At 70.8% G+C, this 15,088-nt stretch carries 14 protein-coding genes; 5 read left to right on the forward strand and 9 right to left on the reverse strand.

Going from position 1 to position 15,088, the window contains the following annotated elements:
- Positions 1–81 precede the first annotated feature (81 nt).
- Positions 82–1,434 (reverse strand): cellulase family glycosylhydrolase, encoded by a 1,353-nt coding sequence (locus tag ACFYP0_RS04025; RefSeq protein WP_356975316.1) that lies wholly within the window; start codon positions 1,432–1,434, stop codon positions 82–84.
- A 168-nt stretch (positions 1,435–1,602) separates the two neighbouring features.
- Entirely contained in the window at positions 1,603–2,205 is a 603-nt protein-coding gene (locus ACFYP0_RS04030) for a dihydrofolate reductase family protein (protein WP_386994259.1), read from the reverse strand.
- A gap of 204 nt (positions 2,206–2,409) precedes the next feature.
- Between ACFYP0_RS04030 and ACFYP0_RS04035 the strand changes: the two genes are divergently transcribed.
- On the forward strand, positions 2,410–3,387 hold the full coding sequence (locus ACFYP0_RS04035; RefSeq protein WP_386994261.1) for an aldo/keto reductase: 978 nt from the start codon (positions 2,410–2,412) through the stop codon (positions 3,385–3,387).
- On the opposite strand, the gene ACFYP0_RS04040 is transcribed toward ACFYP0_RS04035, so the two are convergent.
- From ACFYP0_RS04040 to ACFYP0_RS04050, 3 genes are read right to left on the reverse strand one after another with little or no spacing between them, the layout of a single operon-like run.
- Positions 3,381–4,145 (reverse strand): YqjF family protein, encoded by a 765-nt coding sequence (locus ACFYP0_RS04040; protein ID WP_356975310.1) that lies wholly within the window; start codon positions 4,143–4,145, stop codon positions 3,381–3,383. The two genes, ACFYP0_RS04035 and ACFYP0_RS04040, sit on opposite strands and share 7 nt — an antisense overlap.
- A gap of 37 nt (positions 4,146–4,182) precedes the next feature.
- Complete coding sequence (locus tag ACFYP0_RS04045) at positions 4,183–5,340, reverse strand: winged helix DNA-binding domain-containing protein (RefSeq protein WP_356975308.1); 1,158 nt, start codon at positions 5,338–5,340, stop codon at positions 4,183–4,185.
- Positions 5,337–6,470 carry an epoxide hydrolase family protein gene (locus ACFYP0_RS04050; protein WP_356975306.1) on the reverse strand — a complete coding sequence of 378 codons (1,134 nt, stop codon included), beginning with the start codon at positions 6,468–6,470 and terminating at the stop codon, positions 5,337–5,339. The genes ACFYP0_RS04045 and ACFYP0_RS04050 overlap by 4 nt, the downstream gene beginning before the upstream one ends.
- Before the next feature lie 62 nt (positions 6,471–6,532).
- Here ACFYP0_RS04050 and ACFYP0_RS04055 point away from each other — a divergent pair, with 62 nt between their 5' ends.
- The 4 genes from ACFYP0_RS04055 to ACFYP0_RS04070 all read left to right on the forward strand — a co-directional run bounded on the left by ACFYP0_RS04055 (position 6,533) and on the right by ACFYP0_RS04070 (position 10,100).
- Positions 6,533–7,501 carry a helix-turn-helix transcriptional regulator gene (locus tag ACFYP0_RS04055; protein ID WP_356975304.1) on the forward strand — a complete coding sequence of 323 codons (969 nt, stop codon included), beginning with the start codon at positions 6,533–6,535 and terminating at the stop codon, positions 7,499–7,501.
- 94 nt (positions 7,502–7,595) lie between these two features.
- Complete coding sequence (locus tag ACFYP0_RS04060) at positions 7,596–8,519, forward strand: RNA polymerase sigma factor (protein WP_356975302.1); 924 nt, start codon at positions 7,596–7,598, stop codon at positions 8,517–8,519.
- 113 nt (positions 8,520–8,632) lie between these two features.
- Complete coding sequence (locus ACFYP0_RS04065; protein ID WP_356975300.1) at positions 8,633–9,517, forward strand: alpha/beta fold hydrolase; 885 nt, start codon at positions 8,633–8,635, stop codon at positions 9,515–9,517.
- Positions 9,518–9,638: 121 nt separating this feature from the next.
- Positions 9,639–10,100 carry a DUF5709 domain-containing protein gene (locus tag ACFYP0_RS04070; protein WP_124854858.1) on the forward strand — a complete coding sequence of 154 codons (462 nt, stop codon included), beginning with the start codon at positions 9,639–9,641 and terminating at the stop codon, positions 10,098–10,100.
- A gap of 54 nt (positions 10,101–10,154) precedes the next feature.
- On the opposite strand, the gene ACFYP0_RS04075 is transcribed toward ACFYP0_RS04070, so the two are convergent.
- From ACFYP0_RS04075 to ACFYP0_RS04090, 4 genes are all read right to left on the reverse strand, one after another.
- The gene (locus ACFYP0_RS04075; protein WP_124854860.1) at positions 10,155–11,735 is read right to left on the reverse strand and encodes a DHA2 family efflux MFS transporter permease subunit; all 1,581 of its coding nucleotides are present in this window, start codon (positions 11,733–11,735) and stop codon (positions 10,155–10,157) included.
- A gap of 390 nt (positions 11,736–12,125) precedes the next feature.
- Entirely contained in the window at positions 12,126–12,698 is a 573-nt protein-coding gene (locus ACFYP0_RS04080; protein ID WP_356975297.1) for a DinB family protein, read from the reverse strand.
- 72 nt (positions 12,699–12,770) lie between these two features.
- Positions 12,771–13,574 carry an IclR family transcriptional regulator domain-containing protein gene (locus ACFYP0_RS04085; RefSeq protein WP_356975295.1) on the reverse strand — a complete coding sequence of 268 codons (804 nt, stop codon included), beginning with the start codon at positions 13,572–13,574 and terminating at the stop codon, positions 12,771–12,773.
- A gap of 4 nt (positions 13,575–13,578) precedes the next feature.
- Positions 13,579–15,015, reverse strand: coding sequence for an amidohydrolase family protein (locus ACFYP0_RS04090; protein WP_356975293.1), 1,437 nt, complete (start codon positions 15,013–15,015; stop codon positions 13,579–13,581).
- Positions 15,016–15,088 lie beyond the last annotated feature (73 nt).

Genomic DNA, 15,088 nt, shown 5'->3' on the forward strand with positions numbered 1-15,088 from the left:
ATGTCGGGGTGTCCTGCCGGCCTGGACACCCCGACAGCAGCAGTTCTGATTCGATCAATCTCGGTCAAGGAGCGGCCGGGATCACCTCATGTTCGCCACCACGAACGGCGCATGGCCGTGCAGGTAGTTGGTCCACCCGCCGGTCACCGGCGCGCCAGGGCTGAGCAGGTTGGTGGTGTCGGTGCCGACGTCGAGCTTCCAGGCCGTCCAGGAGATGCCGTTCGCCTTCATCCAGTCGATCCAGGACTGCGCCTCCGGAAGACAGGTCCGGCCGTCGAGGCCGCCATCGGCGTTGCTGGCGCCCCACTCCGTGACGAACAGCGCCAGACCCGCGCGGATCGCCGCGTCGCCCTTGGCGCGCAGCGACGTCCCGTGCGTGCAGGAGTAGAAGTGCAGGGTGTACATCAGGTTGGTGCCGGTGACCGGGCTGGCCGCCGCGACGTCCACATCCTGTGACCAGGTCGGGGTGCCGAGCACGACGATGTTGTCCGGGTCGGCGGCGCGGATCGCGGACACCACCGCCTGGTGGTACGGCTTGATGACGTTGGTCCAGCTGACCTGGAGCGGCTCGTTGTAGGGCTCCCAGATGACGTTCGGCAGGTGGCCGTACCGGCGGGCCAGGTCACCGAAGAACGCCACCGCCTGGGACTGGTTGTTCTGCGCCTCGTGCGCGTGCCAGTCGACGATCACGTAGACCCCGGCGGTGACCGCGTTGTTGATGATGGTCTCCACCTGCGCGCGCGCCTTGGCCGGGTCACTGAGGTACGCCCCCGCCGGCTCCACGCCCATGGCCGCGCGGATCACCTGGAGGTTCCAGTTGTCGCGCATCCAGCGCAGCGCGGAGAGGTTCTCGGCGTACGGGGCGGTTTCCCAGTTGAGCCACATGCTGCTGATTCCCCGCAGCTGCACCCGCGCGCCGGACTTGTCGCACATCGTGGTGCCGCAGACCCGCAGTTGCCCGTGCCGCTCGACCGGCGTGCCGGTGGTCGGCGGCGGGGTCGTCGGTGGCGGGGTGGTGGGCGGCGGCGTGGTCGGGGGCGGACCGCCGGCGCAGGACGCGCCGTTCACGGTGCAGTTGACCGGGGTGCCGGTGCCGTTGACGAGGAAGCCGAACGAGGTGGAGGCACCGGCGGCGAGGGTGCCGTTCCAGGACACGTTGGCGAAGGTGTAGTGGCTGCCCGAGGTCGTCTGCTGCGCGTTCCACGACTGGCTGATGGTCGAAGAGGACGGTAGGTCGAACTCGACCCGCCAACTGGTGATCGGTGCGGAGGTGTCGTTGGTGACGGTGACCTGCCCCTGATAGCCGTTGCCCCAGTTGTTCGTCACGGAGAACACGGCGGTCGCCGCGCTGGCCGGTGTGGCGGCGACCAGCGCCACCCCACCGGCCAGCAGGCCGGCGACGGCCAGGGTCGTGACAACTCTCAGTGTGCGCATGCGGAACCCGCTTCGGATCGACGGTGGTGGTCTGAGGCGGGGCGGCGCCTGCGCGCACAATATCGATCAATGCCTATGGGGGCAAGGTGGGGGGCGCTGGCCGGAGGGCTCAGCATCAGCACCCGACACCGGGGACCGGCCCCGATCAGGCCGGCCCCCGCGCGGCGCTCAGGCCGCTCGGCGTACCCGGTAGGCCAGGTGCGTGACGCCGTCGCCCTCGACGACGCTGAACGGGCCGTCCAGCTGAAGTGGGGCGATCTTCAGGTCGGCGAAGAGCGGGACGCCGGCGCCGAGCAGAACCGGGACGAGCTCGACGTGCACCTCGTCGAGCAGGCCGGCCTCGACGACCTGGGCGGCGATGGTGCCGCCGTTGACGCCGACCTCCTTGTCGCCGGCGATCGCCTTCGCCCGGGCGATCGCGCTCTCGATGCCGTCGGTGACGAAGACGAAGGAGTCGTTCTCGGGTGCCCAACCCTCCGGCACCCTGTGCGTGACCACCACGACGGGCACGTCCAGCGGATGCCGGCCACCCCACCCGCTGGTGATGTCGAAGAGCCGCCGGCCGACGACGAGCGCGCCGGTCCGCTCGGTGAGAGCCCGCAGGTGTCGGGCGCTCGTGGCGGAGGTTCGAAAGGTCAGCTCGGGGTCGGCCGTGGGCGTCTCGACGTCGCCGTTCTCGTACCACTGGAAGAGATACTCGAAGCCACCGTGGGACGCGTCCGCGATGTAGCCGTCCAACGACATCGTCGCCCAGGTCGTCACCTTAGTCATCGATCCACTCCTCGATCCGTGCCGTGTCGGCTCGTCGGCGAGGCCGGCTGCCTCCGGCCCCCAACCCAAGGTCGAAGCCAGCGCACCGTCCTCGACACGTCGGCCGAGCTTCTCCCCAGTGTCAGCCGTGGCCGTCCGGATCGCAGCGCGTTGAGCACGAGATCGGCGTATGCAGGTCGACCGCTCCGGTCGTAGCGTGGGGGCATGCGAACCACCACGCTGGGCAGCACCGGACCCGAGGTCGGCGTCATCGGCCTCGGCTGCATGGGCATGAGCCACGGCTACGACATCACCGGCCCTCGCGACGACGACACGTCGATCTCCGTCATCCGACAGGCACTGGACCTGGGCGCGACGCTGATCGACACGTCGGACGTGTACGGGCCCTACACCAACGAGGAGCTGGTCGGGCGGGCGCTGGCCGGCGGGCACCGGGATCGGGCCGTACTGGCCACGAAGGTCGGCCTGGTGGCCACCTCCCCCACCGGCGGCCCCGGCAACTCACCGAAGATCGGCAACAACGGCCGCCCGGAGCACATCCGCGCGGCGATCGACGAGAGCCTGCGCCGGCTCGGCACCGACCACGTCGACCTCTACCAGCTGCACCGGGTCGACCCGGAGGTGCCCATCGAGGAGTCCTGGGGCGCGATGGCCGAGGTCGTGGCGGCGGGCAAGGCCCGGCAGCTCGGGTTGTCCGAGGTGACGGTCGAGCAGGTCGTGCGGGCCCAGGCGGTGCACCCGGTGGCGTCGGTGCAGTCCGAGTTGTCACTGTGGACGCGCGACCCGTTGACCGAGGTGTTGCCGTACTGCGCCGAGCAGGGAATCGCCTTCCTGCCGTTCTCCCCGCTCGGTCGCGGTTTCCTCGCCGGCCGGTTCACCTCCTTCGACGACCTGCCCGCCGATGACTTCCGGCGTGGCCTGCCGCGCTTCCAGCAGGACGCGCTGCGCGCCAACCTCGCCATCGTCGCCCGGGTCCGGGAGATCGCCGACCGGGCCGGCTTCAGCCCCGCGCAGGTCGCCCTCGCGTGGGTGGTCGCCCAGGGGGACCAGGTCATCCCGATCCCCGGCACCAAGACCCCGAAGTATCTCGTGGACAACTGCGCGGCCGCTGATGTGCGGCTCAGCGCCGAGGACCTGGCCGACCTGGACGCGCTGCCCGCGCCTGAGGGTGGCCGCTACTGAGGCTCCGGCGGCCCGGCACCGCGTGGCCGGGCCGCCACCGGCGGGCCGAACCTGACCCCGACACCTGGCGAGTAGAGCACGCTCACCGGTGGCCCGAGCGGTGCCGGCAGCCCAGCGGCGGCGATCAACTCGTCATCCAGGTGCAGCACCTCGGCCCGGTGCAGCGGCCAGCTCGGATGCCAGTTCGGCAGGTGCAGCGTGCGCCCGTACGCCCGGGTGTGCAGCCCCCAGCGGGCGGTGACGAAGTGTTCGAGCGGGGTCGGCTCGACGATCGGCTCCCCCACCCGCACCACCATCCGGCTCGTCGCGCCCGCCGGCCCCGGCCAGCGTCGCCGGCAGCGGTAGGTGCGACGGTCGCCGTCGCGATCCAACCGCATCGACGACCAGAGGTACGGCAGACGCAGCGTCGCCCGCGCCACCAGCACCGGCAGCAGGCGGGACGCGTCGAGCGACCGGAACACGACCGTTCGGCGGCCGGCGTCGTCGACGGAGTAGAGCCGGACGTTGGTCTCCCAGAAGGTGCCGAAGTACGGCACCCCCGGGCCACGGCCGAAGCCCAGCCCGACCATCTGGAAACCGATCAGGCCCACGTAGCTCACCCCCTGGAGCGTGTCCGGACGAGTGCCGGCGGGCAGCAACGGCGCGACCACCTCCGGAGCGACGGCCCAGTGCAGGAAGGTGAGGTCCTCCCAGCGCTGGCGCAGGAGCGCCCAGGGGAACGCCTGCCGGGGTGCGTGGTCGACCGGTTCGGGTTGCACGCTCCCATCGTCGCCCAGGCGGTGGGCCGGCGTGGCCTCAGGCATGCGGGCCGACACTGACGGTGCCGATGGTCAGCGACGCCTTGCCCTCCAGGATCTCGCCGACCCGCTCGACCTCCTCCCCCAACGCCCGCTGCTGGGCGGCACCGAGCGTCCGCAGCGGCTCGACGGTGACCCGAATCGAGCGGCCGGAACGGCGCTGATGCCACACGCCGGCGACCACCCCCTCCACCAGCAGCACCGGATAGTTGCCGGCCTGGCCACCGGCGAGCGCCCGCTCGGCGGCGGCACCGGGGAAGAGCCGTTCGCGGGGGTGGCAGCCGACCGCGTACGCGTCGAAGTACGGCAGGAGCCGCAACCCGGACGGGCTCTCGTCGGAGAATTCGGTGTCGTCGGCGGCCACCCAGGCCCGTGTGCCCTCGACGGCCACCTCGGTCAGGTCGAGCGAGTCGAACAGCAACGTCGCCCACGCCGGGGGCACCGCCATCCACCGGGCGAACTGTGCCGGGGTGGCCGGCCCGTACGCGTACAAATAGCTGCGGACGAGGGCGTCCAGGGCGGCGGGACCGGGCGTCGGCGCGAAGTCGGGCAGCCACCGGGTCGGGCTGGTGTACGTGCTGGCCCGACCGCGATTCGGGCCGAAGCAGATCACTCCGCCCCGGGTGGCGGCGGTCATCGCCGCGACCCACCGTGGCCACTTGTCCTGGAACGCCTCCATGACCAGGTCACCCGCCCACGGGCCGGCACGGGCGACGATCTCCTCGGTCAGCTCGGCGGTGGTCAGGTCGGCCTCGGCGACCGCATCGGCGATGGCCGCGAGGACCTGCTCGGTCTGCCGGGGCGTCAGCAGGACAGCACTCCGCTCCCAGGACGGCGCCGGCAACGCGGTCAGCGCGCCGACCCACATCGGCAGGTCCGCTGCGGCGAGCAGGTGCACGGTCCCGCGTGGCCCACGGGTCTTGACCAGGGTGCGGTCGGTCCACAGTGCTTGGCGTACCAGGGTGCGGGTCGTGCCCGGCACCCGCAGCCCGATGGACAGCTCGGCGGCCGACGCGATCTGGGCGTGCGCGCCGCACATCGCCGACACCACGTCGGCGACGCGTGCGGCGTCCGGTGCCGCCTCCGCCGCCGGCGTGCAGAGCCGGTGCCGCGCAAGCCGTCGGGCGGACACCTGCGCCCAGCTCAGCTCGATCATCGCAGGCCCTCGAAGAACGCACGGATGTCCGCCGCGTGCGCCAGCGGCTCGTCCATCGCCACGAAGTGGCTGCCCGGGTTGCCCTGCGGCCAGTGGACGATCGTGTTGTCTCGCTCGGCGAGGCGGCGCATCAGCGCGGAGCCACCGCCGTACACACCGGACGGCACCCGCCGCTGGCCCGTCGGCCAGGCGAAACCGCCATCGTCGGCGACGGTGAGTCGCTCGTACATGGGCCACGACGACGTTCCCGACGTGCCGGTGAACCAGTAGAGGTTCACATTGGTGAGCAGATGGTCCCGGTCGATGGCCTGCTCCGGCGTCGGCACCGTCATGGTGAACTCCTTGAACTTCTGCATCATCCAGGCCAGCAGCCCGACCGGCGAGTCGTTCCAGGCGTACGAGAGGGTCTGCGGCGCTGCCCGCAGCAGCGCGTGATGGTCGACGCCACCGCTCATCCACTGCTGCATCTGCTCCCACTCGGCGCGTTCCGCAGCGCTCATGTCCGGCACGTCGGCGGCGGTCGGGAAGCCGAACCCGCCGTCGATGTGCACGCCGACGACCTGCTCCGGCGCCACCGCGGCCACCCGTGGCGCGACGTACGCACCGAGATCGCCGCCCTGGGTGCCGTAACGGTGGTAGCCGAGGCGGGTCATCAGCTCGACCCACATCCGGGCGAGCCGGTCGATCGTGAACCCGGCCGGCGGCGCCTGCGAGAAACCGTAGCCGGGCACCGACGGCACGACCACGTGAAACGCCTGCGTGGGATCCCCGCCGTGAGCGCGTGGGTCGGACAGCGGGCCAATCAGCTCGGTGAACTCGACCACGGAGTTCGGCCAGCCGTGTGTCAGCAACAACGGCAGCGCGTCCGGCTCCGGCGAGCGGACGTGCAGCACATGCACATCCAAGCCGTCGATCTCGGTGACGAGCTGGGGGAAGTCGTTCAGGCGCGCCTCCTGGGCCCGCCAGTCGTAACCATTCGCCCAGTACTCGGTCAACTCGCGCAGGTACGTCACCGGCACCCCACGGCTCCAGCCGGTGCCGGGCAACGAGCGGGGCCACCGGGTTCGGGAGAGCCGGTCACGCAGGTCGTCGAGGTCCGCCTGCGGAATGTCGATGCGAAATGGCGTCATGCCGGGAACGCTACGGCCCATGTAGGACAGCTTCTGGCACACATCGCTGGCATCCTGGGGTCATGTCCGACACCCCCGCCCGACTGCTGGGCCTGCTGTCGCTGTTGCAGACGCCCCGCGAGTGGCCCGGCAGCGAGTTGGCCACCCGGCTCGGCGTCAGCCTGCGCACCATCCGCCGCGACGTGGAGCGATTGCGCGACCTCGGCTACCCGGTGCAGGCGACGATGGGCGCGATCGGCGGATACCGCCTGGTCGCCGGCAAGGCGATGCCGCCGCTGCTGCTCGACGACGACGAGGCGGTGGCGATCGCGGTCGGTCTGCGCACCGCCGCCGGTCACGCGGTGGCCGGCATCGAGGAGGCCTCGGTACGGGCGTTGGCCAAACTCGAACAGGTGCTGCCGTCCCGGCTGCGGCACCGCGTCTCCGCGCTGGGGGCGGCCACCGAACCGCTGCTCACCTGGGACCGACCAACGGTCGACCCGGAGCACCTGAGCGCGCTGGCCGGCGCCGTCAACAATCGTGAGCAGCTGCGGTTCACCTACCGCCGTCGCGACGGCGTGGACACCGAACGGCTCGTCGAGCCGTACAAGCTGGTGTCGGCGGGTCGGCGCTGGTATCTGGTGGGCTACGACAACGACCGCGACGACTGGCGGATCTTCCGGGTCGACCGGATCACCGACCTGCGCCCCACCCGGATCCGGGTCGCCGCCCGGCAACTGCCGGCGGCCGACGCCGCCTCGTTCATGACGGAGAAGCTGCTTGAGCTGACGCCCGTCTACCGGGCGGTGGTGACACTGCACGCGCCGATCGAGCGGATGGCGGGCCCGCTCGGTGGTGCCGGCGTCGATCTGGAGCCGATCGACGAAACCTCCTGCCGGTTGCGCAGCAACGCCGACACTCTGGAGTGGCTGGCGTGGCGCCTGCTGACCCTCGGTTGCGACATGGAGGTGCACGAGCCTCCGGAGTTGATCGCGCACCTGCGGCAGATCGGCACCCGGGCGACCCGCGCCGCCAGCCCGCGCGCAGCGTAGGACGGCCGACGGCCCGGGCCATCGGCACGCTGGTCCGCCGTACGCTTGATGGAGCACAAGCGTTCAGAACAGGCGTTTCGGGGAGGAACTGGGCGTGACGCAGAGCGACGGGGAGCTGGTCGTGCTTGCGCAGGCGGGAGACGCGGCTGCGCTGGGGGCGCTGCTGGCCCGGCACGAGGCCGGGATGCGAGCCGTCGCGCTGAGCGTCCTCGGTTACGGGCCGGACGCCGAGGACGCGGTGCAGGACACGATGGTCGTCGCCCTGCGTCGCATCGGCGAGGTCCGCGACCCGAGCGCCGTCGGCCCCTGGTTGCGAGCTATCGTCCGCAACAACAGCCGGATGGCGTTGCGCGGGCCCAGAGCCGTCCCGGTCGCCGAACCCGAGTGGTTCACCCGCCCCGCCGACACGCCCACCCCGGAGGAGGCACTGGACCGGGCCGCGATGCGCGACTGGGTGTGGCACTCCCTCGGGCAACTGTCCGAACCTGACCGGCTCGTCACCCTGCTGCGGTACTTCAGCGACGCGTCCTCGTACGAGCAGATCGCGGCCGTGTGTGGCGTGCCGGTCGGCACCGTCCGCAGCCGCCTCAGCCACGCCCGCCGGGCGCTCGCCGGCGGCCTGCGGACGGCGGCGGACGCGGCACACACGGACGTCGCCGCCTCGAACGACTCGCGGTGGCGGGAGGGCAGCGACATGATCACCACGGCGATGGGCGGCGACTTCGAGCGGGTGGTCCGCGAGAGCTGGTGGCCGAACGCCGAGATGATCGTGTCGGGCGGCCCGCGCGGTGGCCGTGACCTGGCCATCAACGGCATGAACTGCGACCTGGCCGCCGGGGTACGTCAGCGGCTGCGCAACGTGGTTGCCAGCGGCGACGTGCTGATCTGGGAAACCGACCTGATCAGCCCACCCGACGACCCGGAGCACTGCCCACCCGCGGCGCTGTGGTTGCAGGTGCTGCGCGAGGGCCGGGTGCGCCAGCTCACCCTCTTCCACCCCGTCCCCGCGCTGGTCTGAAAAGACTTCTCCGACCGAGCGAACTTTCCTCCCGACCCGCGCATCTGGTCTGCGTCATGCACCAGTTGCCGTGTCGGCAGACGCCGCGCGGGTCTCGGATCGGGAGATAGTTCATGGGTTTCACCAGCCACGACGTCAGCGCCCTCGCACCCGGTGCCCACACGTTCACAGTGGATGGCGTTCGGCAGGTCTACCACGTCGCCGGCACCGGTCCGGTCTGCGTGGCGCACTCCGGCGGCCCAGGCATCGAGTGGGCGTACCTGCGGACGCCCAGCCTTGAGACGCACTTCACCATGGTCTACGTCGAGCCGGTGGGCACTGGCGCGTCGGGGCAGCTCGACAACCCCGACGATTACCGTCTCGACACGTATGTCCGGTTCCTGCACGCCGTCGTCGAGCACCTCGGCGAACCCCGGGTGTACCTCCTCGGGCACTCGCACGGCGGTTTCGTCGTCCAGCGGTACGCGCTAGCCCACCCGGACCGGATCTCCGGCCTCGCCCTGTACGACACCTCGCCCGTCACCGGCGCCGAGTTCTGGGGCGAGGCCATGGCCGGCCTCGCCGCCTACCCGCAGCGACACCCGGACCGGCCAGAGGCGGCGGCGGTCCCGGCTGCCTTCGCGCAGATCGGCGGCGCGACGGACGACGAGTCGCTGGGGGGCGCTCTGCGCGCCGCCCTGCCGGTGTACTTCGCGGACTTCTGGGGCCGACAGGACGAGTTCGCCCCGTTTCAGGCGGCCGTCCGGATCTGGGCGACGCCGGCCGGTGCGCAGGACCCCACGCCCTTCGACGTGCGGGAGAACCTCGGTGAGATCACAGTGCCCGTCGTGGTGATCGTCGGGGCGTACGACTTCATCTGTGGCCCTCGCTGGGCCGAGCAGTTGCACGCGGGGCTTCCGGACTCGCGGCTGGTGATGCTGGAGGGAAGCGGACACTTCGCGCACATCGAGCAGCCGGTGGAGTTCACCGACGCCGTGGCGGAGTTGCTGAAGCGTTGAGCCACCGCGGCAGCGCCCGCCCCGAGGTCCGTTCGTCACAGCGGGCAGGCCTCGGGGTGCGGGCGCGTTGCACGGTCATAGGCTGAACGCTTTGCTGCACCGCAACGAAGAGGAGACCGCCGTGAGCCAGACCGAACGAGTGGATTCCGTCGACGAGTGGAACGTGGCCGAGGACGACGGCGTCCTGGACGCCTCCGACACCCTCGACGACGACCGGGTCGGCGACCCCCTCGACACCGGCATCATCGCCGCGGACCACTGGACGGCGGCAAACCGGTTCGGCACGACGCCGGCCGAGGAGCGGGCGGGCGAGTCCCTGGAGCAACACCTCGCCCAGGAGGTGCCGGATGTCGACCCGTACGCCGAGGGTGGCGACGACGAGGACGAGCTGACCCGCCGGGGTTATGACGCGGAGGCGCGCGCCGGCCGTCTCGTCGCCTACGACGAGGGCGTCCGCGAGGACGACGAGGCCGAGGCGGTGGCGTGGGACGCCGGCATCGACGCGGGTGCCGCCAGTGCGGAGGAGGCGGCGATCCACGTGGTCGAGGACCCGGACGGGCCCGGCGACGGTCCTTTGCGCTGACGCCGTACCCGCCGCGCTCGACACCTCACCTGGTGTCGAGCGCGGCGGGGTCGGTCAGTGGATGACGACGGGCGTCCTGACCTGCTCGCCCTGCGGGTCGTCGAGCTGCGCCGGCTGACGTCGGCGCGGCAGGAACGCCGCCGGGATGATCGTGAGCACGACCAGCGCGAACGCCACCCAGAACGTGCTGGCGAACGACTTGGCGGCGAAGTCGAGCCCGCGCTCGATGAGCGACGGGTCGACCGGCATCTGCGCAAGCAGCTCCGGCCGCTGCTGGGAGGCGATGGCCAACCCCGCCTCGGTGACCGGCTTGCCGCTCTCGTCCACCAGGCCGGGGATCGGCCGGGAGCCGTTCAGCTCGTTGGTGAGGATCACCGACATCACGGCGGCGCCGACGGACCCGCCGATCTGCTGGAGGATGTTGACCAGCGTCGAGCCGCGCGCCACCTCCTGAGCCTGCAACGTCCGCAGCGCCGACGTCATGATCGGCATCATCGTGCCGCCCATGCCCAGACCCATCACGAACAACGACCCACCGAGCAGCCAGTACGACGTCTGCGGGTCGACCTGGGTGAAACCGAAGAACCCGACGACGATGAGCCCCAGCGCGAACGGGACGGTACGCCCGATCGGCACCCGGTCGGCCAGCGTGCCGGCGATCGGCATGGTGATCATCGCGCCGATGCCCTGCGGTGCCATCAGCAGGCCGGCGGCCAGCGTCGACTCACCGCGCACCTGCAGGAAGTAGCTCGGGAACAGCAGGCCGGCGCCCATGAACGCGATGATGAACACGAACATCGTCACCGATGCGATGGTCAGACTGCGGTTGCGGAACAGCCGCAGGTCGAGCAGCGGGTGCCGGGGCTTGAACGAGTAGAGCACGAATGCCACCACCAGCGCGCCGCCGACCAGCATCGGGGCCCAGACCTTGGCCTCGGCGAAGGTGCCCGCCTCCGGCAGAGACGAGACGCCGTAGAGGAAGAGGGCGAGGCCCGGCGAGAGCATGAGCATGCCGACGAAGTCGAACGACTCGGACGGCTCGGGCGCGTCCTTCGGCAGCGCGACCTGCGCGTAGATCAGGGCGATCAGGCCGATCGGCAGGTTGATCAGGAAGATCCAGTGCCAGCTCGCGGTGTCGATCAGCCAACCACCGAGGATCGGGCCGCCGATCGGCCCCAGCAGCATCGGGATGCCGAGGACGGCCATCAGCCGGCCGATCCGGTGCGGACCGGCCGCCCGGGTCATGATGGTCATGCCCAGCGGCATGAGCATGCCGCCACCGAGGCCCTGCAGGACCCGATAGCCGATCAGCTCGCCGATCGTGTCGGCCATGGCGCAGAGCCCCGACCCGATCGTGAACAGGGCCAGCGCCACCATGTAGAGCCGTTTGGTGCCGAACCGGTCCGCGGCCCACCCGCTGAGCGGGATCACGGTGGCGAGCGCGAGGGTGTAGGCGGTCATGGTCCAGGCGACGCGGGCGTAGGACGCGTCGAACTCGCTCTGGAATGTGGGCAGCGCCACGCTGACCACCGTCACGTCGAGGATCGACATGATCGCGCCAAGGACGACGACGCCCGCCACCTTGAGCACCGCAGCGTCGAGTTTGTCCGATGTCGCGATGGATTGCTGTGTCACTAACTCTCCTGAAGTTGATTGAGCCGGCCGACGGTGGGCGGTGGCGGCGATGCCGCGCCTACCGGGCGCGGGGCGCGACGTGCCAGGACGACGACGCGCCGAGGAAGACTAACTGCCAGCTGTGACGATTCGCCGCCGGTTTTCGTGACGGCCCGGCCGCGTATCCGATCGGCCGTGCGACTGTGGCCGGACGTCGGTGTGGCGATCAGCCGGCAGAGCCGCGAGCCAGGGAAGGGTCACGGTCCGGATCAGCGCGGTGAGGCCCGGAGATCGGCTGTGCGACGGGCTCACGGATCAGGGCCAGTTTCAACGCGGCGGGACGCTGCTCGATGCGGTGCGCGGTGTCGAGCGCCGTAGGCCGGCGATCTGGCTGCGATGGCCGGCAGAGAACTAGCTGCTGCGCCTGCTGGCGTCGAGGGCAGCCTGCTCCACTCGCCGGTGGTGATCCAGCCACCATGACTCGCCCACGGGGGGCAGGTTGTCGTTGCTGGGCAGCAGTCCCGCCGCGCCGTCGATGAGTTCGCGGACGATGTCGGCGTGGCCGGCGTGCCTTTGGGTTTCCGCGATGACGTGGACCAGGACGTGGTGCAACGTGACCGCTGCATCGCCCCACCACGGCACGCGGCCTACCTCATCCAGGGCAAGAGCTTCAATGGTGGTGTCGGCGTGAGCGATCGCGCGACCGTACAGCGCGACGATCTCCTCGCGGCTCTCATCCGCGCTCGCCCACATGTCGGCATTGGTCTCCGACCCGTCGCCGACGTACGGCAACTGCTCGAACGGTCGGCCGAACACGACGCCGAAGTAGAGAGTCTCCATGGCCGCCGCGTGCTTCACCAGACCGAGCAAGTTGGTCGCGGTCGGGGTCAACGGACGCCGAATGTCGTATTCGCCGAGCCCGTCGAGCTTCCACAGCAGCGACTCGCGGCCGCCCTTCAAGTAACTGTGCAGGTCCGCCTTCATCGCGGCACTATGGCATCCGGTCGGGTGTCGGCGCTGCCCCGAACGATCCGCGAATCTCGTGATCGGTAGGACCTAGGCCGTGACCACCGGCACGGCGGCGGTGAGCGCCCAGTCGTGCCCGATGTCGGCGGCCGCGCGCAACAACCTCGGAAGGTGCTCCTCGCGCAGGGTCTCCAGCGAGGTCTCGGCGGCGTGCACTGTCACGTTGATGGCGGCGACGACCCGCCCGTCGCCGTCGCGTACGCCGGTGGCGACGGACCGGATTCCCGGCGCCAGGTCCTGGTCGGCGAGCGCCCAGCCCTTCGCCCGGACCTCGCGCAGCACGGCGTCGAGGTCGCCCGGTGCAGGCTGCCAGCGCGGCGTGATGCCGGAGCGGCTGGGCTCGGCGAGGACGGTCGCCAGCATGTCCGGTGGGAGGGCCGCGAGCAGCACCTTGCCCATCGACGTCGCGGGTGCCGGAAAGCGGGTGCCGATGGTGACACCAAGCGTGACGATCTTGGGTACGGCCACCCGGGCGACGTAGACGATGTCGCTGCCGTCGAGCTGGGCCATCGAGGTCGACTCGTTGGTCTGCGCGACGAGCTTCTCCATGTGCGGCCGGGCCACGTCCCACATGTTCAGCGCGTTGACGTACGCCATCCCCAGCTCCAAAACGCGCGGGGTGAGGGTGTGGCCGCGGCCGACCGCGCGGACGTAGCCCAGCGATTCGAGCGTGATGAGGATGCGCCGGACGGTGGGGCGGGCCAGGCCGGTGGCGGCGGCGAGCTCGCTGAGCGTCATCGAGGGGCAGGCGGGACGGAAGGAGCGCAGGACGTCGAGGCCACGGGCGAGAGCCTCGATGAAGTCGGGCCCGGCGCCCCTTCCGTTGTCACTCATGTCCTTAATGCTTCCATTGCGCCGACCCGGCGTCCCACTCGGTGTACTGGTACGGGTTCTCCAGGATCGCGGTTTCGGGGACGTCCGGGTTCATGCCCCGCTGCCACGCCTCCTCCCCCATCGTCTCGCGCAGGTGGTCGATGGTCGCGGCCACCCTGGCCCGCGCGGCGGCGAGGTCGACGCCGACGAGGCGGCCGTCGCGCTTCACGACCCGGCCATTCACCAGCACGGTGTGCACGTCGGCACGCTGGGCCTGGAAGACGACGTGACCGTGCGGGTTCAGGATCGGGAACATCACCGGCGAGGCGTCGTTCTTGATCAGGACGACGTCGGCCTGACGGCCGGGGGTGAGCGCACCGATCGTGGCGTCCATGCCGAGCGCACGGGCGCCGCCTCGGGTGGCCCACTCGACGACCTGCTCGGCGCGCAGGTGGCAGTGGGTGATGGTCTCCTGCTTGGCGTGCGCCTCCAGGTGCTCCCGAGAGCGGTCCGCACCGAGCGTGCTGCGCATCGCGGAGAAGAGGTCGCCGCTCCACCACACGCTGGTGTCCATCGACAGTGACACCGGGATGTCGTGGTGGCGCAACTGCCAGGTGGGTGGGTAACCCTGGCCGGCGCTCTGCTCACTCTCGGTCGAGACGGAGACCGAGCCGCCGGTCGCGGCGATCCGGTTGTACGAGTCCTGGGTGAGCGTCGCCGCGTGCACGTACACGTTCGACGGGGTCATGAACCCGTTCTCGTGCATCAGGCGGATGCCGTCGTCGTTGGTGGCACCCCACACGCCCGCGTGGGTGGTCACCGCGGCGCCCAACTCCCGGGCCACCTCGAACGCGGCCCGTTCCGGGAAGGCGGGGTCACCGGTGACGTCGAACGCCAACTGGAAGCCGGCCAGCTTGCCACCGTCGAGGCGGCGGCGGTGGAAGTCGCGGAACTCCGGCGAGGTGGCCCAGTCCCACGGCCCCTGCTGGATGTTGCCGTAGGCGAGCACGAACCGACCGTCGACCGCCTCCAGGGCGTCCACGGCGGCGTCGGCGTGCTCGGGTGTCTGCAAGCCGTGCGACCAGTCGACGGTGGTGGTGACGCCGGCGTCGATCGCCTCGATGGCGCCGAGCAGGTTGCCGGCGTAGACGTCCTCGGGCCGGAACAGCTTGCCCGACTCGAGGTAGTACCAGACGAAGTACTGCGTCAGGGTCCAGTCGGCGCCGTACCCGCGCATCGCGGTCTGCCACAGGTGCCGGTGGGTGTCGACCATGCCGGGCATGAGGATGCCGTCGGTGGCGTCGATCTCCAGGGCGTCGTCGGGTGCGGTGAGACCGACGCCGACCTGCGCGATCCGGCCGCCGATGACCAGCACGTCGGCGCCGGGCAGCACCGTGTGCGCGTCGTCCATGGTGAGAACCAGGCCGTTACGGAAGACCACCGGCCGGTCGGTTGCGCTCATTCGCCACCCATTCCTTTCACGGTACGAGGGGAATCCGGACTCTTGTCCGCTGTGCGGCCAGCCCGAGTGGCGC

The organism is Micromonospora arida (assembly GCF_042873195.1).
Taxonomy (GTDB): Bacteria; Actinomycetota; Actinomycetes; order Mycobacteriales; family Micromonosporaceae; genus Micromonospora; species Micromonospora arida.

What these genes read in the sequence shown, in the direction of transcription:
- ACFYP0_RS04025 (WP_356975316.1), bottom strand. Translation starts at nt 1,434, where the DNA reads ATGCGCACACTGAGAGTTGTCACGACCCTGGCCGTCGCCGGCCTGCTG.
- ACFYP0_RS04080 (WP_356975297.1), bottom strand. Translation starts at nt 12,698, where the DNA reads ATGAAGGCGGACCTGCACAGTTACTTGAAGGGCGGCCGCGAGTCGCTG.
- ACFYP0_RS04035 (WP_386994261.1), top strand. Translation starts at nt 2,410, where the DNA reads ATGCGAACCACCACGCTGGGCAGCACCGGACCCGAGGTCGGCGTCATC.
- ACFYP0_RS04085 (WP_356975295.1), bottom strand. Translation starts at nt 13,574, where the DNA reads ATGAGTGACAACGGAAGGGGCGCCGGGCCCGACTTCATCGAGGCTCTC.
- ACFYP0_RS04065 (WP_356975300.1), top strand. Translation starts at nt 8,633, where the DNA reads ATGGGTTTCACCAGCCACGACGTCAGCGCCCTCGCACCCGGTGCCCAC.
- ACFYP0_RS04090 (WP_356975293.1), bottom strand. Translation starts at nt 15,015, where the DNA reads ATGAGCGCAACCGACCGGCCGGTGGTCTTCCGTAACGGCCTGGTTCTC.
- ACFYP0_RS04055 (WP_356975304.1), top strand. Translation starts at nt 6,533, where the DNA reads ATGTCCGACACCCCCGCCCGACTGCTGGGCCTGCTGTCGCTGTTGCAG.
- ACFYP0_RS04045 (WP_356975308.1), bottom strand. Translation starts at nt 5,340, where the DNA reads ATGATCGAGCTGAGCTGGGCGCAGGTGTCCGCCCGACGGCTTGCGCGG.
- ACFYP0_RS04030 (WP_386994259.1), bottom strand. Translation starts at nt 2,205, where the DNA reads ATGACTAAGGTGACGACCTGGGCGACGATGTCGTTGGACGGCTACATC.
- ACFYP0_RS04050 (WP_356975306.1), bottom strand. Translation starts at nt 6,470, where the DNA reads ATGACGCCATTTCGCATCGACATTCCGCAGGCGGACCTCGACGACCTG.